Genomic DNA, 26,320 nt, shown 5'->3' with positions numbered 1-26,320 from the left:
ATAAATAAGAAGGGAACTTTTCTTTCCCTCCTTACCCTCCTACTCACTTAATTGATATACTTTTCCATATTTCTCAAATAAATAATCAATTAGATATTGAGCATTTAATCCTTCCCCTGTTACATCATGAAGGATTTCTAAAGGTTTTTTCTGCTTCCCATACCGATGAATATTCTGCGTCAGCCATTCCTTGATTGGCAGCAAATCACCTTCCTCTAACAATTGGTCAAAGTTAGGCAAGTCTACAAGCATTTTGTTCTTAAACTGAGCAGCATACATATATCCCAGTGCATACGACGGGAAATAGCCAAAACTTCCCCCTGCCCAGTGAACATCCTGAAGGACACCTTTTGCGTCATTGTCTGGTGTAATCCCAAGATATTCTTGATATAATTTATTCCAAACCGTAGGAAGATCCTTCACCTCTATCTCTCCATTAAATAAACCTTTTTCAATTTCATAGCGAATGATGATATGGAGAGGGTATGTTAATTCATCTGCTTCAATTCTAATCAACGAAGGCTTCGATTCATTTATTGCTCGGTAGAAATCTTCTATAGAAACTTCATCAAACTGACCTGTTGCATATGTCTTCAAGAGCTCATAGTTATTTTTCCAAAAAGAAAAACTGCGGCCGACAATATTTTCGTAGAACAGGGATTGCGATTCATGTATCCCCATTGATGTTCCAGTGCATAGCGGCGTGCCAATCAAGTCCTTTGAAATATTTTGTTCATATAACGCGTGACCGCCCTCATGGATGGTACCGAAAATAGCCGTGCGGAAATCTTGCTCATCATAATTAGTGGTAACCCTGACATCTCCTGGATTTAATCCGGTTGCAAAGGGATGTACGGTTTCGTCAAGCCTGCCAGCGTCAAAGTTATAGCCCATCTTAGCAAGAATCTCCAAGCTTAATGCCTTCTGTTTATCCTTTTTAAAAGTTTTAAACAGAAACTCTGTTTTAGGTTTAGCAGGAGAATTCTCAATCTGCTTGACTAGCGGTACAATTTTCTCTCTTAAGTCTCCGAAAACCTGGTCAAGAACTTCTACTGTCATACCCGGTTCATATAAATCCAATAAAACATCATATGGATTTCCTTTATGACCCCAATAATCAATAAAACGTTTTGTCGTTGCAACCAGTTTTTCTAAGTAAGGTCTGAACAACGCAAAATCGGACTGTTCCTTTGCCTGTTCCCAGACAGATTCTGCTTTGGATTGGAGAATAACATATTCCTTGTATTCCTCCGCTGGAATTTTTTTGTTACGTTCGTATTCTTTTTTACATTCTTCAAGTATTTTCGCATTTTTTTCAGATAGTTGATTTTGCGAAAGGGTTGCTATGTATGCTGCCATATCTTCAGAGGTTGACATTTTAAAAACTTCAGAGGAAAGCATGCCAATTACTTCGGACCGCTGATCCATTCCCTGTTTTGGAGCCCCCGTCCTTAGGTCCCAATAAATCAACCCAAGTGCTTCATTATAGGCACTCATTTTCTTAACATATTCTAAAAATTTCTTTTCTACTTGTTCTGGAGTCATTCTCATATTAAGTCCCCCCTTTTTACTAACCATTTGTATTTTATCATATTTTTCTGAAAATCTATTGATAAAAAAAACAACAGAAAATTAATTCTGTTGTAAAATGAAATTTAGGGAAAGAGTTCAGGAAAAACAAAATAAGATATTCAGAGGTTAAGTATTATTTGAAATAATGTACAACCAGTTTACTTTTTACCGATTGATACCTTCCAAACTTCAGGACCTTCTTCAAGGTACTCCCAAGTAAATTGTTCAGGTCTTTCCATCATAAACTGATACTGAAGGGGTCTTGGATCGTGGTCGTTCACAATCTGCATAAACTCTCCAGAATTTAATTCATCAAAACCCTTAAAAATAGTTGAATGCTTTTCACGCGGTGGAAAATCTGGCACATGGATAATCGTTGCAAATGTTAGCATTATTTTCACTCCCTCTAATTTGTTACTTCTTTTTTATTATAAGGAATATGTCTATCTTCCATAGTGTTGACCATCACACTTATAGGATGATTTTGTTAATAGTGTCGGAAGGAGAAAGATGATGAAAGAACTAATTGGTCATTGCACCACATGCGACAAAGAAATATATTGTTTAGATGGCTTCTTTAACGGAGTACAATCTGACGACCGAAAAATCTATTGTTTTGAATGCTACGAATCGAACCAAAAAGAAAATCCGCAAGCTTAGCCCTTGCGGATTTTTCCATTTATGCTTAGTCTTCGTCCACTGCTAAATCTTTTACCGGAAGCTGCTCTTCTTCCTTATGTGTTGGCTTTCGAAGATTGAAAAGAGCCTTCAAACTAAATGCGAGTAACACAACAACACCCACTAAGAAAATCGTATCTGGAACAGCACGCCATGTTAATATACTCTGAACAATATCCTTTTGAAGGAAATCAGCTGAACGGGAAGCTGCATATCCTTTCTCATATGCTTCTTTCAATTGAATAATTCCAACTGGCAGCAGCGACACAAATACCATACCTGCAAGACCAACGTTCAACATAATACAGCTGATTTTTACCCACTTATCGTTCCATGCCTCTGGTTTGACAATATTTCTCAATGAGTACAGTAAGACTGCACAGGCGAACATACCGTATACACCCATCATTGATCCATGTCCATGGGCAGGTGTTAAGAATTGGCCATGTTCTAGGAAACTTACTGCAGGCAGATTGATTAAGAAGCCCATGACCCCTGCTCCAACTAAATTCCAGATACCAACAGAGATCAAGAACCAGAAAGTACCTTTATAAGGGAAGTTATTACCTCCATCTTTCATCACCTTATAATGCTCATAAGCTTCTAGAATTAAGAGCGTTAAGGGAATAACCTCCAGCGCAGAAAATACAGCACCCAGGGCAATCCAAATTTCAGCAGAACCGTTGTAATAATAATGATGTCCTATACCGATAACACCGCTTCCTAAAAGTAAAATTAATTGGAAATAAAGTGCTTTTACGGTAGAACTCTTTGTTACAAGTTTCATTTGCACCATTAAGAATCCGATAACAACAACTGCAAATACTTCAAAAATACCTTCTACCCAAAGGTGAATAATCCACCAGCGCCAGTAGTCAGCAAAGGTAAAGCTTGTATCAGGGTTGATTAATAAGGCAAAGATGTAGAATGCCGGTACAGCAATTGCCGAGTAGAACAATAAGTGTATAAGTCCACCCTTATCGCTTTCACGCTTTAATCCACTCTTAAGTCCACGATAAACGATGAAAAGCCAAATGAGCATTCCAACTATCAAAATAATCTGCCATAAACGTCCTAACTCAATATATTCCCAGCCAGTGTGACCAAGGAGGAACCAATTGTTTCCTAAGTAGCCGTTTGCACCCAGCCATTGGCCAATCATACTTCCAACAACGAGAACAACTAATGCCCAGAATAATATATCTACCAATAATCCTTGCTTTTTAGGCTCGTATCCGCCGACAAGCGGTGCTATATAAATCCCCATTCCTAACCAAGCTGTTGCAATCCAAAAGATCGCTAGCTGCAAATGATAGCCTTTTGTAATATTAAATGGAAGAATGTCATGAATCCATTTAATTCCAAAGAAACTATCTGGTTCTATATAATAGTGGGCTAATAATGCACCGAGCATAGCCTGGACAAAGAATAGAGCCACAACGATAACAAAATATTTTCCTGTTTTTACTTGTGACAGCGTCAGTGGAATTTTCTTCAGGTCGATTTGTGGGAAGTTTCCTTCCTTATATGCTTTGTCCATGTCTAAATGATAACGATAGAACACCCACAAAATGATACCAATAAAGAGAATTAATAAGGTTACGCTAACACCGCTCCAAAGGATGGCAGAGAACGACATTTGGTTACCTGCATCTTCATAATATGGCCAGTTATTAGTATAAGTAATTTCATCCCCTTGACGCACAGTGCTTGAAAGCCATGCAGTCCAGAAGAAGAAATCTGAGATTTGTTCGATTTGATCACCTTCAGCAACATAAGCACGGTCTTTCTCTGGCATATCTGACTCTTTAATCAGATTCTCCTTTAATCCCCAGCCATCACCTTTAGTAAAGATTTCATTATAGTATCCTCTTACTTTTTCAAGTCCAAAAGCTTGAGCATTTGTTAATTCCATCGTATCTGAACTGCTATCATAACGATTTTCACGCATTTCTTTGATAACAATATTTTTAATAATAGACTTTTCATCCTCAGATAAAGAAGCATAGTTGCTGTTAAACTTCTCATTAGCTCGATAATCCTGCATTCCTTCGGTATATATCTTCAGAGCTTCAGCTGTATAATCTGGACCCATATAGGAGCCATGACCTAAAACTGTTCCATAATCCATTAAGCCATATTTTTGGAAAACTGCTTGTCCTCCCATAATGCTTTCTTTTGTAAAAAGCACTTCCCCGTTTTCATTAGTTATTTCTAAAGGTCGTGGTGCCTGCTCCTTAAAAATCCAATAGCCGCCAGCCAACAAAACGGTAAAGCTTAGCAATATCGTAATTATTAAAATGGATTTTAACAGTGCATTTCGATTCGCCTTCACCATTGTGTTTGTTTTTGTCCCCCGTTGTATTTCCATTTCTGTCATCCTTTCGCGTTTGATTACCTTACGTATTCTATCGTTCACAAGAAATTCACAAAGTGAAACTCCTCATGATGAGCTTGTGATTTTTACCACATGCCACCTGAGAATTATTTTCAATAAAATTTGCTATCTATGATGGAGGTCACATAATTCCTCTTCCATCACTGATAAAATGAAGCTAATCAATAATTACTAATACGAAGGTGATGTTAATGAGGCAAGAGGACATAAAAAAAAGATTATCAGCCGTCCCTCTATTTAAAGAATTATCAGATAAGGAGCTGGAACCCTTTATAAAAATCGCTTTGACACGCTTATATAAGCAGAAAATGTATGTATTTATGCAGGAAGACCCACTTGATCGGGTATTTTTCATCCATTCAGGAAAAATCAAAATCTATAAAACTGATTTTTCCGGGAAGGAACAAATTGTATCAGTACTCGAACCAGGTGAGATGTTTCCACATGCAGGGTTTTTCAGAGAAGGAAACTTCCCAGCACATGCTGAGGTGTTAGAAGAGGCAAATCTCATTGTCTTACCAATAGATAAATTTGAAGAAACACTTATTGCCAATCCAGAACTCTGCATCAAACTTTTTAAAGTCCTGGGGGAGAAAATCGTCGACCTCCAAGGAAGGTTAGAGGCACAGGTTCTCCATAATACCTTTGAACAAATTGTTTTACTCCTTATTCGACTTTGTCAGTCAAACGGTGAACAAGCTGGTAACAGGTATCAGCTTACAACACAATTTACAAATCGTGAGCTGGCGAACATGATTGGCACTTCTAGAGAAACAGTCAGCAGAACCATTAACCATTTAAAAAAGAAAAACTACATTAACTTGTGCAAAGATGGCTTCTATCTAATTGATCGCGATGCACTGGAGCAGGAATTATTCTATTAAAAATCATTCAAGGAGTTGTTAAAAGTGGAAAAAAAGATTATTGAGCTAGATGTTAGAGAAGATTTAAAGAATAAGATTGAACCATTCCAAAAAATTATGGAAGCCATCAAAGAAGTGAAAGAAAATGATATTTTTATCCTCCATGCTCCTTTCAAGCCTGTACCGTTATTTACTGTATTAAAAGCAAAAGGCTTTACGCATGAAGCAGAGGAAATGGGAGAAAAGCACTGGAAAGTTACCTTTACAAAGAATGCTTAAAAGATAGAGAAGGGTGATGAACGATGGTATTAGATAATAGAGGTTTAGAACCGCCTCAGCCAATGATGAGGACTTTGGCAGCTTTAGAAAATTTAGCTGAAGGCGAAGTATTAACAATAATTAATGATAGAAGACCCATGTTCCTTTATGAACAGCTTGAGGAACTGGGCTATAAGCAGCGAACAGAACCACAAAACGATGGAAGTTTCAAAATTGAAATTTTCCGGTAAGAAGGTGAAGAATTATGCTTCCTCAGACAATGGGAAGTGAAACAAATAGTAAGCTTCCATTCTCATTTATAATTTTTAGCCTAATTGCGCTGGTGTTATCACAAATCTTAGTCCTAGTAAATGGACAAATGGTTGTAAACGGCATTTTTCGAATTCCCGCAATCTGGTCAGCTGCCCACTTACTGGTCTTGGGCTGGGCTCTTATGGTTGCGATGGGTGCCATGTATCAGCTTGTACCAGTTGCTTTCTTAACGCCAATTTGGAATGAGAAATTTGGTTTTATCCAATTTTTTGTTACAGCTATTGGCATCGCAACATTTTCCTGGATGTTATATATATCTCCACATAACGCATTGATTCCAGGAATTCTGATGCTAATGGGCATATTAATGTTCTTATTTCAAATGTTTATGACCATGAGAAAGCAGGCAAAACCAAATATTCTAACAGCATTTGTTGGAAGTGCCCTTGTTTGTTTATTTTTGACGATATTCTTGGGGATAACTTTGATTTATTCACTACAAACAGGATTTGCTGCTGCGTACTATCAGGCTATTTTTAAAAGCCATCTTTTAATGGGTGTAACAGGCTGGTTTACACTATTAATTTTCGGTTTTTCTTATAAAATGGTTCCAATGTTTTCATTATCACACGGGTTTCCTATGGTACAGGCTCGTTATGTATACGGACTTTATGTTTCTGGTCTTGTTATTACATTACTTTCATTCTTTAATGGGAATCCATTTTTATTAAAGGCAGGATTTTTCCTGCTACTCGCAGGATTTTCCGTTTTCAGCTGGCATATCTCTATCATTATTAAAAAGAGGTTAAAGAAAAAACTGGATCATTCGTTTACATTTGCCTTAGTGGCAATTGGTTTAGGTAATATCATCCACCTAGCAGCATTCATCTCCTTATGGAGTAATCAAAATTCAGCCCTAGTCGGACCGTTCATTTACTTATATTTATTACTTTGGATTGTCCTTAGTATTATGGGCTATTTATATAAAATTGTTCCGTTCCTTTGGTGGACATATAAATACAGTAAGGAGATCGGAAAAAAATCGGTTCCGTCCTTAAAAGAAATGATGAATGAGAGTATTGTTACTCCTTTATTTTCCTTATTTGTAATAGCAGTATTTGCTGTATTCTTTTCAATCTTTTTTAAGACCATTCTAATCTTTAATATCGGACAATTTGTTTTATCCAGTGTATTTATCCTAATTGCAATTAGTATCCTAAAAATCTTAAAAAAATAAAGAGGTGCTTATGATGATTCTAAAAGATAAAGTGATCGAAGCGTTAAAAAGTGTATATGACCCTGAATTAAATATTAATGTTGTCGACTTAGGGTTAATTTATCATGTTGATGTAACGGATAGTAATGACGTAGAGGTAACGATGACATTAACGACACCTGGCTGCCCACTTCATGACAGTATTACAAGAGGAGTGCGTTATAGTATCGAAGGAATCGAAGAAACAAGAAACGTGGAAGTGAATCTCGTTTGGGAACCTGCATGGTCACCTGAGAAAATGACAGCTGAAGGCCTTCGTTTATTAGGTAGATAAGAAACAAAGGTCAGCCGATTGTGCTGACCTTTGTGCTTATACTTCTAGTGCTTCTATCGGTAGAACATCTTTAATTTTCTGTAATAAGGCTGAATCGATATTTTCATTTAGCATGATATGCACACTGCCTTGATCGTTTTCACTTCTAATTAATCGACCTATCCCCTGTCTTAATCGCAGCAGCATATATGGTAAATCTACTTCCTCATATGGATCACTAACACCATTTCTCTTAGCCGTAAACACGGGGTCATTCGGCGGGAATGGCAGTGAAAAAACGATAACATTTTCCAATGACCTGCCTGGTATATCTAAACCTTCCCAAAGGTGAATGGTGCAAAGAACGGCGTGCTCTTCATTTTGAAATTTTGAAACAAGCGTGCTTATTTCTTCATCACCTTCAAAGTAAACGGGGTACGGAATATTCCCTGACAGCTTTTCTTTTAGGGCTTTTAATTCATTTTGATTGTTTAGAAGAATAAGTGCCCGGCCTTCTGACTGAAGTATCTTGTTAATGACATAATCGAGTTTATCCTCCAACGAGTATTCATTGAATCTCGGAATATATACTTCCATTTTTTCTTCGTAATCAAAAGGTGAATCAACAGAAAAGGATAAATATTCTTTAATACCTAAGCTATTTGCGATGTAATCAAACTTCTTTTCATTCGATAATGTCGCAGAAGAAAAGATGAACGGTTTCTTTTGTGAGAATACTTCATCCCGCATAACTTCTTCTACCATTTTCGGCATAATTACAAGTGTCCGTTCATAACCCTTTTCTTCAAACCAAGTAATCCCGTTCATTTCTTTAAGAAAAAGTGATAATGAGTAAGTGATCTGCTCCAAATATTCCTCGACAATTTTTAAATCATATTCATTGATCACATACAATTCACTCTCAAAGACGAGCTCCTCTTCGATTGCTTGGAGCCTATTGAGCAGCGTTTTACCATATTGTATTAAAGAAGGATGCATGGTAATCATTTGTTTTTCTGAACCTTCTGAAGGAATTGCATGCTGTGAAATAACACTAAAGAACTTATCATTGTCTAAAAGAGCTTCCTCAATAGTATATAGCGTTTTTTCACGTACTTCATTTTCCATCAACCTTGTAAGTAAGGTCTCTAGGGTAGAATCTGTAAAACGATAGCTTAATGCCTTCTGTGCTGCGTACTCGAGTAAATGTCCTTCATCAAAAACAACGGACGAGTGGTCAGGCAATAACGGCAGCTGCCCTTCCCGCTTCCGTGATTCTTTTGTCCAAATATGCTCCATATAAAAATCATGTGAGCAAATAATCAAGTCTTTCGCGTGACGGTAAAAATCACGATTTAGAGTGAGTCCGCAACGATGTCTTTTTTCACAAGAAAAACAGTCTTGGACCATATCCCAGTTGATTTTACCCCATGTTTCATCGGACAAAGAAGGATAATCCCTACGGTCGCCATATTTTTCAAATTTTTGCATGGAGCCATCAGTATGGACGAAATCTGGTAAATCTTCATAAATTCCAGCTATATCATCGTTAAAGTCTTCATGCCTCACATAATCCAGCTTTTTTAAACAAAGATATTGGTCCCTTGATTTTGCCAATCTTACATCCATATTGAGCCCAAGTACCTTTTCGAGCTTGGCAATGTCGCCTTCTTTTTTTACTAGCTGTTCGATTAATGTTTCATCCGCGCAGGCAATGATGGCTGGTCTATTAGTGTATCTGGCGTACATAATCGCATAAAGTAAGTAAACAATTGTCTTTCCGGTACCTACTCCAGCCTCTGCAAACATGACCTTTTTATCTTTAAATGCTTTTTCTAGCTGGAAGGCCATAAAAATTTGTTCATCTCGTAATTCAAAACCTGCTTCGGGTAAAATATCATAAAATAAGTCGCCAATCCATTCACTCAGCTTGTCATAAAAGGACTCAGTTTTGGACACCACAAATGGAATACGGTCTTGCATATCACCACTCCTATAACGAATTAAATGGAGCCTTTATCATTAGGCTCCAATTGTTAATCTCTACTATTCATTTGTACGGGGAGGTCTTTTTCCCCAATACTGATAAAGGTCTGTGCGGATAAAGCCATTAAACAGCTTCCGCTTCTTTGTTGCTGGTTTCCCATAAAATTGCTCGAACTGTTCATTGGAGGTCATGATATAGATGGACCAGGTATCAAGCTTACTAAAAGCCTGTCCCATTTCCTTATACATATGCTCAACGGCTTGTTTCTCACCAAGTCTTTCTCCATATGGAGGATTACCAATAATCACGCCATATTCTTTGGTTGTTGTTATATCTTTTACTTGCATTTGTTTATATTGGATGAGATCACCAAGACCTGCCTCAAAGGAGTTTTCTTGAGCGATTTTAATCATACGATGATCAATATCGGTTCCCATAATATCCAAGGGTTGATCATAATTTGCTAAATCCTCAGCCTCTGTTCGAGCCTCGTCCCATACTTCCCCTGGAATCCAATTCCAATTTTCTGACACAAATTCTCGGTTAAAACCAGGCGCAATATTTTGACCAATCATGGCCGCTTCAATTGGAATCGTTCCAGAACCACAGAAAGGGTCGATAAATGGTTTATCGGGCTTCCAATTCGTTAACGATACCAAGGCTGCTGCAAGGGTTTCCTTTAACGGAGCTTCACCTTGATTAACACGGTATCCTCGTTTATGGAGTCCTTGACCGCTTGTATCAATCGTTATTGTTGCAACGTCTTTTAACAATGCAACTTCTATTCGATAATACGCACCTGTCTCTTCAAACCATGAGCTGCGCTTATAATGACTTTTCATTCGATCCACAACTGCTTTTTTTACAATTGCCTGGCAATCGGAAACACTGAATAATTTTGATTTTACTGATTTTCCGGTAACTGGGAACTCTGCATCCTCAGGGAGGTATTTTTCCCATGGCAATGCTTTTGTCTTCTCAAATAATTCATCAAAAGTATAAGCCTTAAATTCCCCGACTTTTATTTTTACTCTGTCAGCTGTTCGAAGCCACATATTACTGCGGGCAATCGCGCTTTCATCACCAGTATAAATAACTTTGCCGTTTTCCACTTCACACTCATAACCGAGAGCACGTACTTCTTTCGCTACTAATGCTTCCAGCCCCATCGCAGCGGTAGCAATTAATTGATATTTTCCCATTTATTCCACCCTTAACTATTTACCTTATTATGTATGAATGTATGCTTGCCTATCATACCATTATAGACCAAAATCAGTAAGCCCATGCAATCATGAGCGAGCGATTCCATTCACAAATATACAAATCAACGATAATCTTTAACATAACCTAAAAGTAAAAAGACTCTCCTCATATGGAGAGTCGATACCGTAAACTTTATTAACATTAATAACGTTCTGTAAGCCATGTTCTGTACCATAGTACTGCAAACGACGTTACACGTCTCGTACTTAGGTGGTAATCATCTATCTACAGATTCATTGAATCTGTCCTTCTCCTCGTTCAGTTCCTCAGAGAAAGTGCCCCTACCATTATTTGGGTTTCTCGCTCGTGGGGTTTACCTCGTTCCACCCTTTTCATTTCTGAAAAGGCTCCGTCACTGTGGCACTTTTACAGGTATTCATACCATATCCTAATCGGACTTAGGTATTTTCCCGGCCGTCAGCCAAGCCAATGGCTCAAGACTGCCCTAGCTTATGAATTGGCTAGGCACGAACACTACGAGCATCTCAGCTCGTGCGAGCATGGACTTTCCTCTACAATAAGCAAATGCTCCTTGCAGCGATTACCCGAACGTTATTAATGAGTACTTTTCTATTATATGCATTTGTATTTTATTAATCAATGGTTTTAATTAGGAAATCAAGGTACCATCTGTTAATCATAAAGTTTATTGCCAAATACATGTTTTTCAAGATTCGATAATCGCTTTAAAATATCAAAATTCGTCGTTCCTGCAGGTTGTGTTACCGGCTGTCTTCTAGATGTTTCTTCTAGCTGTTTACGCAAACGGAGATTTTCTTGCTGCAAATCTTCAATTTCCTGTTGGAACACTTCATAATCCTTGATAATCAAGTCCAGATACTTATCAACATCTTCTTGTTTATAGCCTCGGACTCCGGTCTTAAATTCTTTTTCTAAAATATCCTTAGCAGTTAATTTCACTTTATCGGACACCATACAAATCACCTCAAGTCATTCGCCAATCATTACCTATTATTTTTTCAAAAATATGCGATTTTGTCAATTTTTCTTTCTTATCCTATAACAATTAGGTTCGTTCATTAAAAATCCAAATGTTTTAATTCCCCTTCTTCTACAATTACTTGTAAATCATAAAATGTGACAAGCTGAATAGGATATGAATGATTATTTTGATATTGTACCGCCATTTCGTATATGTATTTTGGGCTTCCTTCTTTCTCCTGATCATATAAAAGGAGCAGTGCATCGCTTTTTTCAATAAAAAATTGATTCTTCAAACGAAACTGCCAAGGTTTTTCGTACCCTTTCTTCGTTACTGAATCGATAAAATCAGCTTCTGCAAGAATTGATTTATACCATTCCGTGTTGTTTTCACTCCAAGAGGATTCCTGGTCTAAAAATGGGGTAATAACAGCTAGTTTTACATCAGGAAACTCTGTTTTTAGTTCAAAAACAACCTCGGCAGCCCAAAGCTCCACACCCAATTGTCCGCTAATCAATACCCACTCTAATCCTCCCTCCATCATTTGGATTAACTCTTTCTTTAGAGCTTCTTTAATATACATGACAGCAGGATGATCGTTTTTAAATATCCCTAATTCAAACGGTTTGTAACCTGATACAGCTAAAACTTTAATCAAGGTTATTCTCCTTATTTGGCGGCAGATGAGCGCCATCTATTTTTATAAACATATCAAAAATAATAAAAAAAACAAGGGCAAAATTGCCCTTGTTAGTAATTGTTATCCCCATAAACGCTTAGGCCGAGGTAGTTGACCTGGCGCCATACCCGGTCCCATTCCTGGTGCCATACCTGGCCCCATCATGCCTGGTCCCATCATGCCCGGTCCCATTCCTGGTCCCATCATGCCTGGTCCCATGTTACTTCCTGGAGGTAATGCATTACTCTGAGCTCCAGCAACAGCTGTTGGCATTGGTGCCGGCATTGGTGCTTGCGGCATACCACCTGGACAACAGTTAATGTGCTGGTTACAGCACTCCTCAGCACAAGAAGCAGTAGTTGGGCAATAGTGTTTATGCTGGAACATATGGTGATTAATAGTTGTAATATGTTTCGGATGAATATGTGGTACCACCGTTGTTGAGAAAGTATGGTTAACGAATTGCTGAGTCGGATGAATGACTGGCGGCGCAAAATTAGTTCCAAGATACAATATAAGCTCTCCCTTCAATTAATATATTCTGTTTACATTAACAGCCTATGATAGGAGAGTATTTCTTGTACTAAGGAAAATACCTATTTTTTCAATTATCAAATTAAAATTGACTTCACTTAGACAACTGTCTAGTTTAAGCGCTCAGTGATAAATGTCTATATCTGAAGGATGGCGCTTTGACTTTTTATAGCATCGAATATAAGTTATCTTTTAAGCTTGAAAAAAGTACTGCAGTCAAACAAACGACAACAAAAAATAAATACAAAATTGCTTTATACATAGTATCTACTCCATTATTGTTTTATAGTCGTTTTTTACTCACAGTTTAATATTTTACATGTTTCAACTATAAGAAACAATATGGGAAAACGATTATTTTCGTTGCTAAATGTGAAATTTTTGTTACAAATAATCGAGAGTTGAAGAATGTTGGGCCTGCCTAGGAAATTTAGCGAATTTCCCCTCTAGCCGGGTCAGTCTTGTTTCGATCTGTTGCTGAACTTTTTGCATCGGACTATTGGTATTTTCCACTATTACCGAAGCCTTTAGGCAATAATCCAATGCAAGCTTATAATCTTTTATCCTATGCTCATATATTTTAGAAGCCTCGATGCATGCGTCAACACTTAACTTCGGGTTTTCAACGTCCGCCACTTCTTTAAATAATGATAAACTAATTTCCCAGTTTTGTTCTTTTTTAGATTGATAGGCTAATGCAAGCTTTGCTTGTAAAGATGTAAAGTCACTGCCCTCCACAAGCTTCGTCAATACCTTAGCTGCTTCGGCCTTTTCCCCCAGAGCAGCATACCAGCGTCCGACTTCAAATGATTCTTTACGTGTTTGGTTGTTGTCTATTCCACAAAGTTGATAGGTTATATGGGTATATAATGTGACAAGTGATAATATATCGATTTCATTATGCTTGATGATTCCAAGCATTCCATCAGGCTGTTTACTTTCAACGAAATCAAAATAAATCATCGGAGCTAAATACCCAGGTATATCATCTTGTCGTTCTACCCCTAAGACATCTTTTTCAACCACTGCTAGTTTAAGTCGCTCCAATTTATGTTTCCATAGTCTTTTTGCTGCATGAAATAAATCAAAATGACCAAATGCAGGAAGCTTAGGTACATGATCCCTAACGAGGGTGTGCCTGGTTTTTACTTGTGGCCAATCAAAGGATTTTCCATTATAAGTGACTAATGTTTTATAGTTGACGTTTTCCAGAAAGCTTTGATATAAAGGGACTTCCGCACCTGGGTGTGGAAGTATATGCTGCCTTAAAACAAGATTTTCACCGACTACGCTTGCATATCCAAGTAAAAATATCGTATTCCCTGTTCCACCGCCAAGTCCGGTTGTTTCTGTATCAAAAAAGAATAATTCCTCTGCAGAATGTCCTTCTGCTGATAACGGATGGCTAATAGGCTGCTTATTCCAAATATCAACAGCTGTAAGAAAATCATGAAAATGATAATGACCATGCTTTTGTGACAATGGATATTTCACTTCACGAATCAGGCAGTAATCCTGATCCAAATAATAAGGGGTCACATTTTCACTTTCCCATTTTGAAAGGAAAGGTATCTCTATCCTTGCAGTCTTAAGAGGAGTATTGTTTATTGGTGAGGCTCCTCCTGAAATATGCGGCTTTAAACGATTTAATTTATTTTTCAATGACATTTCAGCACTTCCTCATTTTAATTGGAAGGATTTATAAAAGCTTCAATTATTGATAACGTATCACTTTTTGCCGTCTCACCGACTGTGTCGGTTCCAATACACGACGGACATCCTGTTTGACATTTACAGTTATCAATCATCCTTTTCGTTTCAGCAAATACAACTGGCATTCCCGAATGAATTTTCTCACTTAAACCAATGCCTCCAGGATAACGGTCATAGAAGAAAATCGTCGGTTTCTCATTATGATCCGCTTTAACCTGTGGAATCACATGAATATCTTGTGGGTCTGCCATGACAAATAGTGGTGCAATATGATTTAAGGCGTGTGCTGTGCCAACAAGTCCCTGTTCTAATCGCTCTTGCCCCATTTCTGCGAACGACTTATTTAACGAAATCCATGCGGCACTCGTGTGCAGCTCTTCTTCGGGGAGATGAATTGGGCCAGAACCAATATTTTCATGGGTCTCGAATTTAATTTTCTTAAAGATAGTCGCCATTGCGCGGACGCTCACATCCCCATAACCAACCTCTGCATACTCCAACTTTTTAAACTTGTCCTCTTCTAACACCTTTAGTTGTACAGCTAAATTAGCATCTGTGAAATAGTCAACATCCACTTCCCGAACAAATGCCTTTTTTTCTTCCCAATCGAGCTTTTCTACCTGAAATTGTGTTCCTTGGTGCAGATAGATGGCTTCATCATGCAGCAGCGTCATGGCTGAAAAGCGATCCATTTCTCCGATTACTTTTACATTTGCCACATCTGATTGGTCTACAATGATAACATTTTCCTGAGAAGCGGAGCGTAAACTAATATTATGTGCAGGGAACGAATCATTCATCCAATACCATTTATCGCCGTTCTGGTATAGAATCCGTTCCTCAGTTAGATATTCAAGCAAATCCTCCGTTCCAACGTTTCCAAACTGCTCATCAGCCTTAAAAGGCAGCTCGAAAGCCGCACATTTCATATGGTCAATTAGAATGATTAAGTTATCAGGATTAATTCTTGCTGTCTCTGGGCTTTTATTAAAAAAGTATTCCGGGTTCTGAATAATGTATTGGTCCAGTGGGCTAGAACTCGCAACCATAATAACAAGGGCTTCGCTATGTCTTCTTCCTGCTCTCCCCGCCTGCTGCCAAGCGCTGGAAATGGTTCCAGGATACCCAGTCATAATACATACCTGCAGCTGGCCAATATCTACTCCCAATTCTAGTGCATTTGTACTAACGACTCCATAAATATCCCCGGAACGAAGGCCTTTTTCAATTTTTCTTCTTTCGGTTGGTAAATATCCTCCACGATACCCCATGATAGATTTAGGTCCTAATTGATTTTTTACCAACTCTTGCAGATAAGTTAAAATAATTTCGACTCGGACTCTGCTTCTAGCAAAGACGATGGTTTGAATTTTATTTTTCAACAATTCACCTGCAATTTTCCGAACCTCAAGTGTTGCACTTCTTCTAATATTTAAGGGTTTATTTACAATTGGTGGATTATAAAAGAGAAAGTGCTTGTTTCCACTAGGGGCACCATTATTATCAATCAGTACCATGTTTTCTTCCGTTAGGTTTTCAGCAAGCTCAAGCGGATTTGCAATCGTGGCAGATGTACATATAAAAACTGGATTGCTGCCATAGTAACGACAAATTCGTTTTAGTCGGCGAATAACATTGGCCACATGACTTCCAAAAACGCCTCGATACGTATGAAGCTCATCAATCACGACAAATTTGAGATTTTCAAAGAGTGAAACCCATTTCGTATGATGAGGCAGGATGGCTGAATGAAGCATATCCGGATTGGTTATGACAACATGACCAGCTTTACGGACTTTTTGGCGAATGTTGGCTGGTGTATCACCGTCATATGTGTAACTATTAATATCAATTCCTGCAGCCTGGATAATTTCATTTATCTCACTTTTCTGATCCTGCGCAAGTGCTTTTGTGGGAAACATATAAAGGGCCCTTGCATTAGGGTTGGATAAAATACTTTGTAAAACGGGCAGGTTATAGCACAGTGTTTTTCCAGATGCAGTAGGCGTAACGGCTACAATACTATTACCAGTCATAATCTTTTCATAAGCAGATTTTTGGTGTGTGTACAGCCTTTCTATCCCCTTACTAGTTAGTGAATCTCTTAATGCGGAATGAAGGTTATCCGGAAGGGACACGGTTTGAGCTTCTTTGGCCTCAAGTGTCTTCCAGGTAACAATATTTTCCTTAAAACTTTCATTTATTTTTAAATCTGCAAGAATGTCTTGCAGGTTTTTTTTCAATTTCATAAAATCACCTCGTTATTACCATTATAGCGAATAAACGTTCGCAGAAAAAGCTTGTTAATTATTATATAGTTGTCTGTTACAATAGTATAAGGTATTTTATTTCGTCTGTGGAGGTGGAGCATGAGAATTGAAGATATTAAGAAGGTGCTTTCTGAGTTCATGCTTTTTAAGGAATTAGATGACTACGAATTAACGAAGATTGCCAACATTTCCATTGCAAGAGAATGGAAAAAGCAAAGTCATGTTTTTCTTCAAGGTGACCCGTTAGAGAATGTTTATTTCATTTATGATGGGAAAATAAAAGTATACAAAAGTGATATTCACGGAAAAGAACAAATTGTCGCCATGATGAAAAAGGGTGAGATGTTTCCTCACGTTGGCTTCTTTAGAAAAGGCAGTTACCCTGCATACGCAGAAGTTCTTGAACCATCAACGCTGATTGCAGTCCCTATTTCAAAATTTGAAGGAGTTCTCATTGAGTATCCTGAACTAAGTATTAAAGTATTTAAAGTTCTCGGCGAAAAAATCGTGGATTTACAAAACAGGCTGGAGGAACAAATACTTAACAATACATATGAGCAAATCATAAAGCTCCTTATTCGTCTTGGGCAAAAGCATGGAAAGGAATTAGTGGATGGAACGATTCTTCTAAAGTCTGAGTTTACCAACCGTGATTTGGCCAACATGATTGGAACTACTCGTGAAACGATCAGTAGAACGCTGACAAAAATGAAAAAGGACGACCTAATCGAAGTAGATGATCGCGGTAATATGATTATAGATATTGATGTATTACTTTCAGAAATTAATTTAATTTAAAAAACCGCAGCGTTTGATTGCTGCGGTTTTCTCTTGATTAAGCTTTTGATAACTGAAGCATGTCTGCCATGTCTTCTTGAGCAGTACCAATTAATTTTAAGTTAAATGTTTCCTTTAGAACCTGCAGGACACCTTCTGAAATGAATTCAGGCGGCTTTGGTCCAATACGAATATCCTGTATTCCTAAGCTAAATAACCCTAAAAGAATGGCTACTGCTTTTTGCTCAAACCAGGATAAAACAATACTAACAGGAAGTTCATTGATTTCGCATCCAAATGCATCAGCTAGTGCCATTGCAATCTTAACAGTAGATCCTGAGTTGTTACACTGCCCTAAATCAATATAACGTGGAATATTTGTTCCGGGAACAACACCGTAATCAACATCGTTAAAGCGGAACTTACCACATGATGTTGTCAAAATAACGGTTTCCTGCGGTAGAGAGGTTGCTAATTCGCGATAATACTCTCCACCTTTACCAGGCGCATCACATCCAGCAATGACAAAGAAGCGTTTTATTTTCCCAGCTTTTACAGCCTCAATTACTTCTGGTGCTAAGCCCAGAACCGTTTCATGATGGAAACCTGTAAGCAACGTTTCATCTGAATGTATATCCGCTTCAGGAAGCTCAAGTGCTCGCTCAATTAACGGTGAAAAATCTTCATTGATAATTTTTTGTACATTTTCAAGACCTGCTACTTCATAACTAAACATTCTATCTGCATATGTACCTTTAATTGGCATAACACAGTTGGTGGTTGCCAAAATCGCACCAGGGAAATTTTCAAATAGACGTCGTTGGTCATACCACGCTTTTCCAATATTACCTTTTAAATGAGGATATTTCTTTAATGCCGGGTATCCATGTGCGGGCAGCATTTCAGAATGTGTATAAATATTAATGCCTTTTCCTTCAGTCTGCTTTAGTAGTTCCTCGAGTGCAAACAAGTTATGACCCGAAACCACAATGGATTTTCCTTCAATTTTGTTTTGGCTGACAGTGATCGGCTCGGGAATGCCAAGACGCTTTGTGTGTGCTTCATCGAGCATTTCCATCACACGTACTGTTGCCTGCCCCACCTTCATTGCCATGTCGATATGTTCCTGAACATTAAAATTAGAATTTGTTAATGTCATATAAAGAGCTTCTTGTGTAGTTGTATCAACAAATGAATCGGTATAGCCAAGTTGATTAGCATGCGTCCGGTAGGCTGCAATTCCTTTTAATCCGTATATAATGGTATCCTGCAAGCTTGAAATCGTTTCATCTTTCCCACAAACACCTACGACTGTACAGCCTCCAACAGGAGTTTGTTCGCATTGATTACAGAACATTCTGTTCCCTCGCTTTCTCGTAAATTACTTTCTCAGGATACAAAGACTAGAAAATTTTTAATGTGACATTTATCACTAAAAATTGATTTGTAATAAAAGGTTCAAAAAGTTATCACAATCTTATGACGCTGCACAAACGATCGCCTAACGCATATGATATGGTGAGAAAATATGGAAAGTGAGGGAAAGTTTGATGTCATCCATGCCTCCAAGTGACCAAAATAACAATAAGAAGGTTAAACCTGAGCAATTCCGTGAATTTTTCAGAACGATGAATGACTTTTTCCATGAAAAACCAGTAAAAGGATTTCTACAATCGATTGATGAATTTTTTAATAGTCCGTTTCCAACTGGCGCTTTTCCTGTAGAGGTTCAGGAAGCAGAGGACGAATATATTATTATAGCGGAGCTGCCGGGGGTTAAAAAGGAGCAAATAAGACTTAATATCTTACCTAATCATGTAAGTATTTCTGTCGAGAATAATGAAATGGAAACGAAGGAAGATCTAAACAATCACTTTTTCCAAAAAAGGGTTTCACAACAGAGACATACCCGGTCCATTCCCTTACCTATTAACATTAACGAAAAAATGGTAAGGGCTTCCTATCGAGACGGATTACTGACAATTCGAATTCCACAAGTACGAGGAAAAACAATAAATATAGACGACTAAAGAATTTAAATAAAAAGTTAAAACACAAATTTTTCGACAAATCCCCAAAAAGAAAGACGGCTTTTGCCGTCTTTCTACCGTTTTAGGCTTTAAAAATTCCTCCAAGTCCTTTCACTAAAGAGGATACTTGGGTCACTGCATTTACTACCTGCCCGGCTGTATTCACCATCTTATTTACATCGACAGACCCGTCTTGTGATTTAAAAGAATTCATTATAGATTGAATTCCCCCAGGCTGCTTTATCATTGCATTTGGTTTTGGATACGGGTTCATTACACTATATCCGTTCATTTGCGGCATATACTGATTTAGCTGCATTTCCTCCTGCGGCTGCAGAGGGTTTTGAAATAGAAATTGTGCATTTTTATGAGGATTATGGCCAGTGAGATTGGACATTTGCGCAAGTTTAACACCAGGCTGATAGGTAGGATCATATGGTTGATAGCTCTGTTGAAAGTAAGGATTTGGTTGTTGATATGGATACCATTCCATGCTTTGTACTGCCTGGTAAGGATATGGCTGATTACGAGGAACGGGTTCAAAATTGGATGGATAATAACCTGGGCTTTTGTACTGCATTTGCCCCGAGTATCCATGATTTATATAATAGTTCGATTGATTTCTACCGTACATGGGCAAACATCTCCTCCGCATTTTCATTACTACACACTATGTATCAAACAAGTTAAGGGTGCATATTTTCAACTCGATTTCAATGTCAAAATGGAGAGAAATTTGTCTAAAGTTTAAATATTTTAAAAACTAGGAATCCTTTTTTTTCATGTTACTATAAAAAAAAGATGAAGGAGGAGTTACATATGGACATTCGCTCACTAAAAAGCAAATTTATTCAAAGTCGAGATTACAGTACTGATGATCTAAACGCATTAATGGATTTTGCTAAGAAGGCTTATATTCACAACGAGATTAACATCAAAGAATATCGCCTGCTTGTACGTGATCTTGAAGCTCAGGGCGCCGTAATTCCTGACGATTATAAGGAAGACTCCCTCATCGAAAATTCATAAAATAGTAAAATACAGCTAGACAAGCCCTAAAAGAGATGCGATCTGCGCATCTCTTTTATGTTTCTAATTCTTTCAAAATCTCTAACAGAAAAAATTCGACCGTCCGATTTGCATTTAAAAATCTTGAACGGCTTGTTTTCGGAAAAAAAGCCTGTATTGATAATTGATCAATATGATCTAAGGTCGTATCGATTTGTTTCAGATGGAGATGCTTCTGCGGATTTTTTACTAACCAGTTTTTCAACAATGTGCCCCATTCTTGGGAAACCTTCTTAACTTCGTTAGCAAAAGGCTTAATCACTTCATGAAAATCATGGCTGGTCCCATTCTCCCGGGCTTCTTGGTAATATTTCACAAATAAATGGTTATAGTTTAACAGCTTTTTGGTTAAGACCAGAATTTCTGCTGACATGGGACATTATTCCTTTCTAACATACAAAATAAAAAGCAGCTTTTAATAAAGCTACTCAATCTGATTTTATTCATATTCTATCGGTAACCAGAAGCCCATTTCAAGTTTTAGTGCTTTTGCGACTGAATTGTTTTGTTCTGCATTTGTTTCATTGGTTGTTGGATTTATTTTATCTAGTTTTTCTTCAAGATTAGAGAGTCTCTGAACAGGTGCGGTTAATTTATTTAACTCCTCATTATTCATTTGAATGCGAAGGTCTGAGAAAGATGCTTCCAGCACAATCTCCAATTCTTCTAATTGATCTTGTATCTCTGTCAGCATAGAAAGCAGCTTTTCCTTTTCCGGCAATGACGAATTCATCAAATTAAGAACCTCCTCGCGATTATATACTAGGTACTATTCGCTTTCTTTTTAAGGCTTCCTTCCCCCTTGACAAAACTAGAAGAGATTCGGCAAAGAAAGTGCCATTCTGGCATTTATTACCTTTTCATTCGACACTAGCACATTTCGCATGAAAAATAGAAAATCGAACAAGCTAAAATTGGAGGTGTTGAAAATGTCCAAAAAGAAACAAAACAAAAAATCTGGTGCAGCACAAGTAGAAAATAAAGTTGGCTATGGTGATAAAAAGCTTGAAGGACCAAATCGTCCGGCTGAATAAGGAGCATAAAAGCAAGGCTTCTCGCCTTGCTTTTTATATTTTCTTTATATGCGATGCCTTATGTAAGGCTAACATTAAATCCAACTGATTTGATTTGTCGAAGTACCAATCTGTTAAGTGAATAGGATGACGGTGTATTGCTGGGAAATGCAGCCATGCAGGGGATATTACCTTTCTTTCACTCCAATCTTCATATTCATAGTGATTGTGCTCAATGATTGGAAAGGTGGCTCTTAATATTGGTGTTTTACGGTTGGTTTTAGTCTTAAAATATTGTTCATAATCATATCGCGACCCCGTATGTGGTGTTTTATCAGCAAACTCGAAAAAAAATGGAAATAGACGCGGATGGGTCAAAATTCTTGCCAGCCTTTTACCAAGATTAATTCGCTTCGAGAGTGACCTAAAGCCATTTACACTGGCACCATATAATTCTCCCCCACAAGTTGGAAATAGGACGCAGCTAAAATGAAGCCAATCTTGAATATTAAAAATCCAGGACTGGAAGACCCTCTTTTTATAAATTGGATGTTGGATTACAGGTGTATCAATAACATTTTGCTCATTAATGATTAATGCGGTGGTAAGCCGTTCCCGATTTCCTTCTTTCCAATATCTCTCCCACTCTTTTTGGATAAATTCAGAACATTTAAAGTATGGAAGCAGATGAAACATTGGACGCTTTAATTTCGTCGAATATTGATAGACCAGTAACTGCGGGTAGACGTCATGAAAAATCAACCAATTGGCTCGCTCAAAAGTAAGAAATAATTCTTTTCTTGTATTAGGCTCTAAAATTTCTCGAAAGACATGTCCCTCCAGATCGCACATGTTCCAGCCGCCATTCCTTGATACCATACTGGCAAGGAAGGACCATACAATATCTGAGTTATTTTTGAAATATGTGAAATAAGCGTCTGTTCTTGAAATATTATCAAGATTCTTTTTATTCGTTTCTGCTTTTATTTGACTGATAGTCTCAATCTCATGTATTGTAAGATGATTCATATTCACCTTCTACTTTCAAATAGGTAGTTTTTGAGAATGAATGATTTATGAAAAAAGAATCATGCTTTTTCTCGGCAGTCAAGGTACAGTATTTTTATTAGCGTGTGTATACCAAATAATTTTATACACCCCATAACACCGGAGATTTGTTATGATAAGTAATAGCTTGAGAGGTGCTTATCATGAACTTTAATTATCCAAACGGAAAAAGGTACATTCCAAAAGTGACCGAAACAGAAACCAAAGTGAAGAAACAAAGTACTCACTCCTATAGTAATAGAGGAATGACTCTAGAAGATGATTTGAATGAAACGAATGAATATTATCGAGAAAGAAATATCGCTGTCATCCATAAGAAACCTACACCTGTTCAAATTGTTCAAGTAGACTATCCTAAAAGAAGTGCCGCTGTTATAAAAGAAGCTTATTTCAAACAAGCTTCAACCACTGATTATAACGGGGTATATAAAGGTAAATACATTGATTTTGAAGCGAAGGAAACGGCAAATCAAACCTCGTTTCCATTAAAAAATTTTCATCAGCATCAAATTGATCATATGCAGGAAGTTGTTTCTCATGGTGGTATCTGTTTCGTTATTCTCCGTTTTTCAAAGCAGGAACAAGTGTTTTTACTGCAAGCCCAACACTTGCTGTCCTTTTGGGATAGAATGAAAAATGGGGGGAGAAAATCTATTACAAAAGAGGAAATCGAGCAAATGGGAATATTCATTCCACTTGGATTTCACCCAAGAATTGACTATATTAAAATCATAGATAGCCTTTTTCATTTTTAGATTTAGTGAAAATGCTTGAAGTATGAAAGGAAGGAAATTTATCATGGCAGAATCGAGAGAGGAGCGCCGTAAAAAACTACAGCAGCCCAAAGGAAAACAAAAAGCAAAGAAAAAATCTAGCGGCATGGTTAAAAAGATTTTTCTAGTCCTTGTTGCCCTTGGCATAATTGGTATTTTGGCTGGCGTTGGAACTTTTGCTTATTTAGTAAAGGATACTCCTAAACTTGATCCGAAATTATTAAAAGACCCCATCTCTTCTAAGGTTTTAGATAAAGATGGCGAGTTGATTACAGAAGTTGGTTCGGTCAACCGCGAATATGTAAACTACAAAGATATTCCAAAACTTGTTGAAGATGCGGTTTTAGCAGTAGAAGATGTACGATTTTATAAACACCATGGTTTAGACCCCATCCGCTTGGCTGGTGCTGTTGTAGCCAATTTCCGCGAAGGATTTGGTTCTGAAGGGGCAAGTACGATTACACAGCAAGTTATAAAAAACTCATTTTTGACTCCTGAAAAAACCATCAAGCGAAAGGTTCAGGAAGTATGGATGGCCTATCAGCTTGAACAAAAATATACAAAGCACCAAATCTTTGAAATGTATGTTAACAAAGTTTTTGTTTCTGAAAACAGTCATGGCCTTGCAACAGCTGCAAAAATTTATTATGGGAAACCATTAAATGAACTCACGCTTCCAGAAGCTGCGCAGCTCGCTGGAATGCCGCAAAGTCCAAATAATTACAACCCATTCGATCATCCAGACTTAGCAGAAAAGAGACGTAACATTGTATTAATGTTAATGGAGCAGCATGGCTTTATTACCAAAGAACAAATGGAAGAAGCGCAAAGTGTTCCAGTGACAGCTACATTGGTTAAAGACGAGGAAAGAGTTAGAGACGAAAAACCGTATGATTCATTTGTTGATGCAGTAATCGACGAAGTGGAAGATCAAGGAGACTTTGATATATTTTCCGATGGTTTAATCATTCATACAACACTTGATAAAAACGCACAATTACATGTCAATACCATTCTTAATACGGATGAGGTCATACAATATCCAGACGCTGAGTTTCAAGCTGGGATTGCTCTCATTGACACCAAAACAGGGGAAATCCGTGCAATTGGCGGCGGACGAAACCAAGAGGTGAGCCGTGGCTTTAACTACGCAATCGATACGCAGCGCCAGCCGGGTTCAACCATTAAACCAGTACTTGATTATGCCCCAGCTATTGAATACCTTAATTGGGGTACATATCAAACGATTGATGATAAACCAATAAAGTATTCCACTGGTCAAGAGTTTGGTAACTGGGATGACAAATATATGGGACCAATTTCTATGCGCACTGCCTTACAATATTCTAGAAATACACCTGCAGTTCAAGCACTTCAGCAGGTTGGTTTAGAAAAAGCTAAAGATTTTGCTGTCAACTTAGGTATTCCGTTAAAGGAAATTTATGAATCCTATGCCATCGGCGGGTTTGGCGGAAAAACGGTCGGTGTTTCACCTCTTCAAATGGCCGGAGCTTATAGTGCTTTTGGAAATAATGGAATGTATACTAAACCTTATGCCGTCAAAAAAATCGAACTCAGAGATGGTACAGTCCTTGACACTGCACCTGAATCGAAACTTGTTATGAAGGATTCGACTGCTTTCATGATTACAGATATGTTAAAGAGCGTTCTAGTTTCTCCAGGTACAGGGACAACAGCAAGAGTTCCAGGGCTTCCAATCGCAGGGAAAACAGGTACCACCAATTATACAGAAGCTGATATGAAAAAATGGAATATCACAAGCAGCAAGGTTGTTCCTGACGCATGGTTCGCCGGATACACAACCAACTACACCGCAGCTGTTTGGACGGGTTACTCTAGTATTAAAACGCCTATTCAACCAGGTGCAGATCAAAAGATTGCCCAGTTAATCTTTAAGAATCTCATGGAATATGTATCAAAAGATATCAAGACAACTGACTTCCCTGTTCCAGACAGCGTACAAAAGGTAAGAATTGAAAAAGGGTCAAAACCACCTGCATTAGCAAGTGAATTCACTCCGGATAGTGAGGTAATTACTGAGTACGCTGTGAAAGGTCATGCACCAAAAACAGTCTCAGAGAAATACAACAAGATTGCAGCACCTAGCAATCCAAAAGCAATCTATGATGCAGGAAAAAACAATGTGACCCTGACATGGGATTACAACAATCCAAACAATGCTAATGTCCAATTCGAAATCACAGTAACTGATGGTGTTGCACCAAAAACATCAACTATAACAGAAAGAGTCGTTACACTTCAAAACCCAACACCAGGTACAACATATAGCATTACAATTACAGCCATAATAGACGGCAAGAGAAGTGATCCTGCTGCAACCTCAGTTGTGATTCCTTTACCTCAACAGAATGAAGATGGTGAAGGTAATGGCAACAACGGCAATGGTAACGGTAACGGCGAAGGTAATGGTAATGGTAATGGTAATGGTAATGAAGAAGGTAATGGTGGTAATGAACCCGGAACTACTGATTCTGGAACTGGAACTGGAACTGGAACTGGAACCGGAACTGGAACCGGAACCGGAACCGGAACCGGAACAGGTAATGGCAATCCAACGGGTAATCGAAGTGGAGGATAATACTCCGA

26 protein-coding genes and 1 other RNA gene are annotated in these 26,320 nt (G+C 37.9%); 11 read left to right on the top strand and 16 right to left on the bottom strand.

All coding sequences use genetic code 11. The features are described from left to right. Positions 1-39: 39 nt before the first annotated feature. Positions 40-1,551 carry a carboxypeptidase M32 gene (locus tag ACN6MT_RS14340; RefSeq protein ID WP_419956306.1) on the bottom strand — a complete coding sequence of 504 codons (1,512 nt, stop codon included), beginning with the start codon at positions 1,549-1,551 and terminating at the stop codon, positions 40-42. Positions 1,552-1,730: 179 nt separating this feature from the next. After that, positions 1,731-1,964, bottom strand: a complete 234-nt coding sequence (locus tag ACN6MT_RS14335) for a DUF2249 domain-containing protein (protein WP_419956305.1) — start codon at positions 1,962-1,964, stop codon at positions 1,731-1,733. A gap of 118 nt (positions 1,965-2,082) precedes the next feature. Here ACN6MT_RS14335 and ACN6MT_RS14330 point away from each other — a divergent pair, with 118 nt between their 5' ends. Then, positions 2,083-2,232: a hypothetical protein gene (locus tag ACN6MT_RS14330; RefSeq protein WP_419956304.1), complete on the top strand. Its 150-nt coding sequence runs from the start codon at positions 2,083-2,085 to the stop codon at positions 2,230-2,232. A 25-nt stretch (positions 2,233-2,257) separates the two neighbouring features. Here the strand turns inward: ACN6MT_RS14330 and ACN6MT_RS14325 are convergent, their stop codons facing one another. After that, entirely contained in the window at positions 2,258-4,621 is a 2,364-nt protein-coding gene (locus ACN6MT_RS14325) for a nitric-oxide reductase large subunit (protein WP_419956303.1), read from the bottom strand. Between the two features lie 218 nt (positions 4,622-4,839). Here ACN6MT_RS14325 and ACN6MT_RS14320 point away from each other — a divergent pair, with 218 nt between their 5' ends. From ACN6MT_RS14320 to ACN6MT_RS14300, 5 genes are read left to right on the top strand one after another with little or no spacing between them, the layout of a single operon-like run. Beyond that, positions 4,840-5,532: a Crp/Fnr family transcriptional regulator gene (locus ACN6MT_RS14320; protein ID WP_419956302.1), complete on the top strand. Its 693-nt coding sequence runs from the start codon at positions 4,840-4,842 to the stop codon at positions 5,530-5,532. 24 nt (positions 5,533-5,556) lie between these two features. Continuing rightward, entirely contained in the window at positions 5,557-5,790 is a 234-nt protein-coding gene (locus ACN6MT_RS14315; protein WP_063251182.1) for a DUF2249 domain-containing protein, read from the top strand. A gap of 23 nt (positions 5,791-5,813) precedes the next feature. Then, positions 5,814-6,020, top strand: coding sequence for a DUF2249 domain-containing protein (locus ACN6MT_RS14310; protein ID WP_419956301.1), 207 nt, complete (start codon positions 5,814-5,816; stop codon positions 6,018-6,020). Between the two features lie 14 nt (positions 6,021-6,034). After that, positions 6,035-7,279: a hypothetical protein gene (locus ACN6MT_RS14305; RefSeq protein WP_419956300.1), complete on the top strand. Its 1,245-nt coding sequence runs from the start codon at positions 6,035-6,037 to the stop codon at positions 7,277-7,279. Positions 7,280-7,292: 13 nt separating this feature from the next. Next, a complete protein-coding gene (locus ACN6MT_RS14300) occupies positions 7,293-7,592 on the top strand; it encodes a metal-sulfur cluster assembly factor (protein ID WP_419956441.1) in 300 nt (99 codons plus the stop codon). Between the two features lie 36 nt (positions 7,593-7,628). Here ACN6MT_RS14300 and ACN6MT_RS14295 read toward each other — a convergent pair whose 3' ends face one another. From ACN6MT_RS14295 to ACN6MT_RS14260, 8 genes are all read right to left on the bottom strand, one after another. Continuing rightward, positions 7,629-9,554: an ATP-dependent DNA helicase gene (locus tag ACN6MT_RS14295; RefSeq protein WP_419956299.1), complete on the bottom strand. Its 1,926-nt coding sequence runs from the start codon at positions 9,552-9,554 to the stop codon at positions 7,629-7,631. Between the two features lie 63 nt (positions 9,555-9,617). Beyond that, positions 9,618-10,760 (bottom strand): THUMP domain-containing class I SAM-dependent RNA methyltransferase, encoded by a 1,143-nt coding sequence (locus ACN6MT_RS14290; protein ID WP_419956298.1) that lies wholly within the window; start codon positions 10,758-10,760, stop codon positions 9,618-9,620. A 214-nt stretch (positions 10,761-10,974) separates the two neighbouring features. After that, an RNA gene (gene rnpB / locus ACN6MT_RS14285) (RNase P RNA component class B) lies at positions 10,975-11,377 on the bottom strand. An 80-nt stretch (positions 11,378-11,457) separates the two neighbouring features. Further along, positions 11,458-11,760, bottom strand: a complete 303-nt coding sequence (gene gpsB / locus ACN6MT_RS14280) for a cell division regulator GpsB (RefSeq protein ID WP_063251187.1) — start codon at positions 11,758-11,760, stop codon at positions 11,458-11,460. Positions 11,761-11,864: 104 nt separating this feature from the next. Then, positions 11,865-12,422 (bottom strand): DUF1273 domain-containing protein, encoded by a 558-nt coding sequence (locus ACN6MT_RS14275; protein WP_419956440.1) that lies wholly within the window; start codon positions 12,420-12,422, stop codon positions 11,865-11,867. Positions 12,423-12,527: 105 nt separating this feature from the next. Then, on the bottom strand, positions 12,528-12,959 hold the full coding sequence (locus ACN6MT_RS14270) for a CotD family spore coat protein (RefSeq protein WP_419956297.1): 432 nt from the start codon (positions 12,957-12,959) through the stop codon (positions 12,528-12,530). A gap of 405 nt (positions 12,960-13,364) precedes the next feature. Beyond that, positions 13,365-14,648 (bottom strand): ribonuclease H-like domain-containing protein, encoded by a 1,284-nt coding sequence (locus ACN6MT_RS14265; protein ID WP_419956296.1) that lies wholly within the window; start codon positions 14,646-14,648, stop codon positions 13,365-13,367. A 17-nt stretch (positions 14,649-14,665) separates the two neighbouring features. Continuing rightward, complete coding sequence (locus tag ACN6MT_RS14260) at positions 14,666-16,942, bottom strand: DEAD/DEAH box helicase (protein ID WP_419956295.1); 2,277 nt, start codon at positions 16,940-16,942, stop codon at positions 14,666-14,668. Between the two features lie 120 nt (positions 16,943-17,062). Here ACN6MT_RS14260 and ACN6MT_RS14255 point away from each other — a divergent pair, with 120 nt between their 5' ends. Then, positions 17,063-17,761: a Crp/Fnr family transcriptional regulator gene (locus ACN6MT_RS14255; protein ID WP_419956294.1), complete on the top strand. Its 699-nt coding sequence runs from the start codon at positions 17,063-17,065 to the stop codon at positions 17,759-17,761. Positions 17,762-17,798: 37 nt separating this feature from the next. On the opposite strand, the gene hcp is transcribed toward ACN6MT_RS14255, so the two are convergent. Further along, on the bottom strand, positions 17,799-19,097 hold the full coding sequence (gene hcp, locus ACN6MT_RS14250; protein ID WP_419956293.1) for a hydroxylamine reductase: 1,299 nt from the start codon (positions 19,095-19,097) through the stop codon (positions 17,799-17,801). Positions 19,098-19,290: 193 nt separating this feature from the next. Here hcp and ACN6MT_RS14245 point away from each other — a divergent pair, with 193 nt between their 5' ends. Continuing rightward, complete coding sequence (locus tag ACN6MT_RS14245) at positions 19,291-19,770, top strand: Hsp20/alpha crystallin family protein (RefSeq protein WP_419956292.1); 480 nt, start codon at positions 19,291-19,293, stop codon at positions 19,768-19,770. Positions 19,771-19,852: 82 nt separating this feature from the next. Here ACN6MT_RS14245 and ACN6MT_RS14240 read toward each other — a convergent pair whose 3' ends face one another. Next, entirely contained in the window at positions 19,853-20,404 is a 552-nt protein-coding gene (locus ACN6MT_RS14240) for a YppG family protein (protein ID WP_419956291.1), read from the bottom strand. A gap of 185 nt (positions 20,405-20,589) precedes the next feature. Between ACN6MT_RS14240 and yppF the strand changes: the two genes are divergently transcribed. After that, positions 20,590-20,799, top strand: coding sequence for a YppF family protein (yppF, locus tag ACN6MT_RS14235; RefSeq protein WP_063251194.1), 210 nt, complete (start codon positions 20,590-20,592; stop codon positions 20,797-20,799). Between the two features lie 55 nt (positions 20,800-20,854). On the opposite strand, the gene ACN6MT_RS14230 is transcribed toward yppF, so the two are convergent. The 3 genes from ACN6MT_RS14230 to ACN6MT_RS14220 all read right to left on the bottom strand — a co-directional run bounded on the left by ACN6MT_RS14230 (position 20,855) and on the right by ACN6MT_RS14220 (position 22,880). After that, entirely contained in the window at positions 20,855-21,211 is a 357-nt protein-coding gene (locus ACN6MT_RS14230) for a DUF1798 family protein (protein WP_419956290.1), read from the bottom strand. A 66-nt stretch (positions 21,212-21,277) separates the two neighbouring features. Next, positions 21,278-21,574, bottom strand: a complete 297-nt coding sequence (locus ACN6MT_RS14225; protein WP_419956289.1) for a hypothetical protein — start codon at positions 21,572-21,574, stop codon at positions 21,278-21,280. A gap of 331 nt (positions 21,575-21,905) precedes the next feature. Further along, complete coding sequence (locus ACN6MT_RS14220; RefSeq protein WP_419956288.1) at positions 21,906-22,880, bottom strand: DUF2515 family protein; 975 nt, start codon at positions 22,878-22,880, stop codon at positions 21,906-21,908. 182 nt (positions 22,881-23,062) lie between these two features. Between ACN6MT_RS14220 and recU the strand changes: the two genes are divergently transcribed. Together recU and ACN6MT_RS14210 are read left to right on the top strand one after the other, a co-directional pair. Beyond that, positions 23,063-23,674, top strand: coding sequence for a Holliday junction resolvase RecU (gene recU / locus ACN6MT_RS14215; RefSeq protein WP_063251198.1), 612 nt, complete (start codon positions 23,063-23,065; stop codon positions 23,672-23,674). Positions 23,675-23,717: 43 nt separating this feature from the next. Next, the gene (locus ACN6MT_RS14210; RefSeq protein ID WP_419956287.1) at positions 23,718-26,312 is read left to right on the top strand and encodes a PBP1A family penicillin-binding protein; all 2,595 of its coding nucleotides are present in this window, start codon (positions 23,718-23,720) and stop codon (positions 26,310-26,312) included. The last annotated feature ends 8 nt before the right edge of the window (positions 26,313-26,320 follow it).

It is taken from the genome of Neobacillus niacini (assembly GCF_048572935.1).
In the GTDB taxonomy this organism is placed as follows: Bacteria; Bacillota; Bacilli; order Bacillales; family Cytobacillaceae; genus Neobacillus; species Neobacillus niacini.
This window is presented reverse-complemented; position numbering and strand designations above follow the sequence as displayed.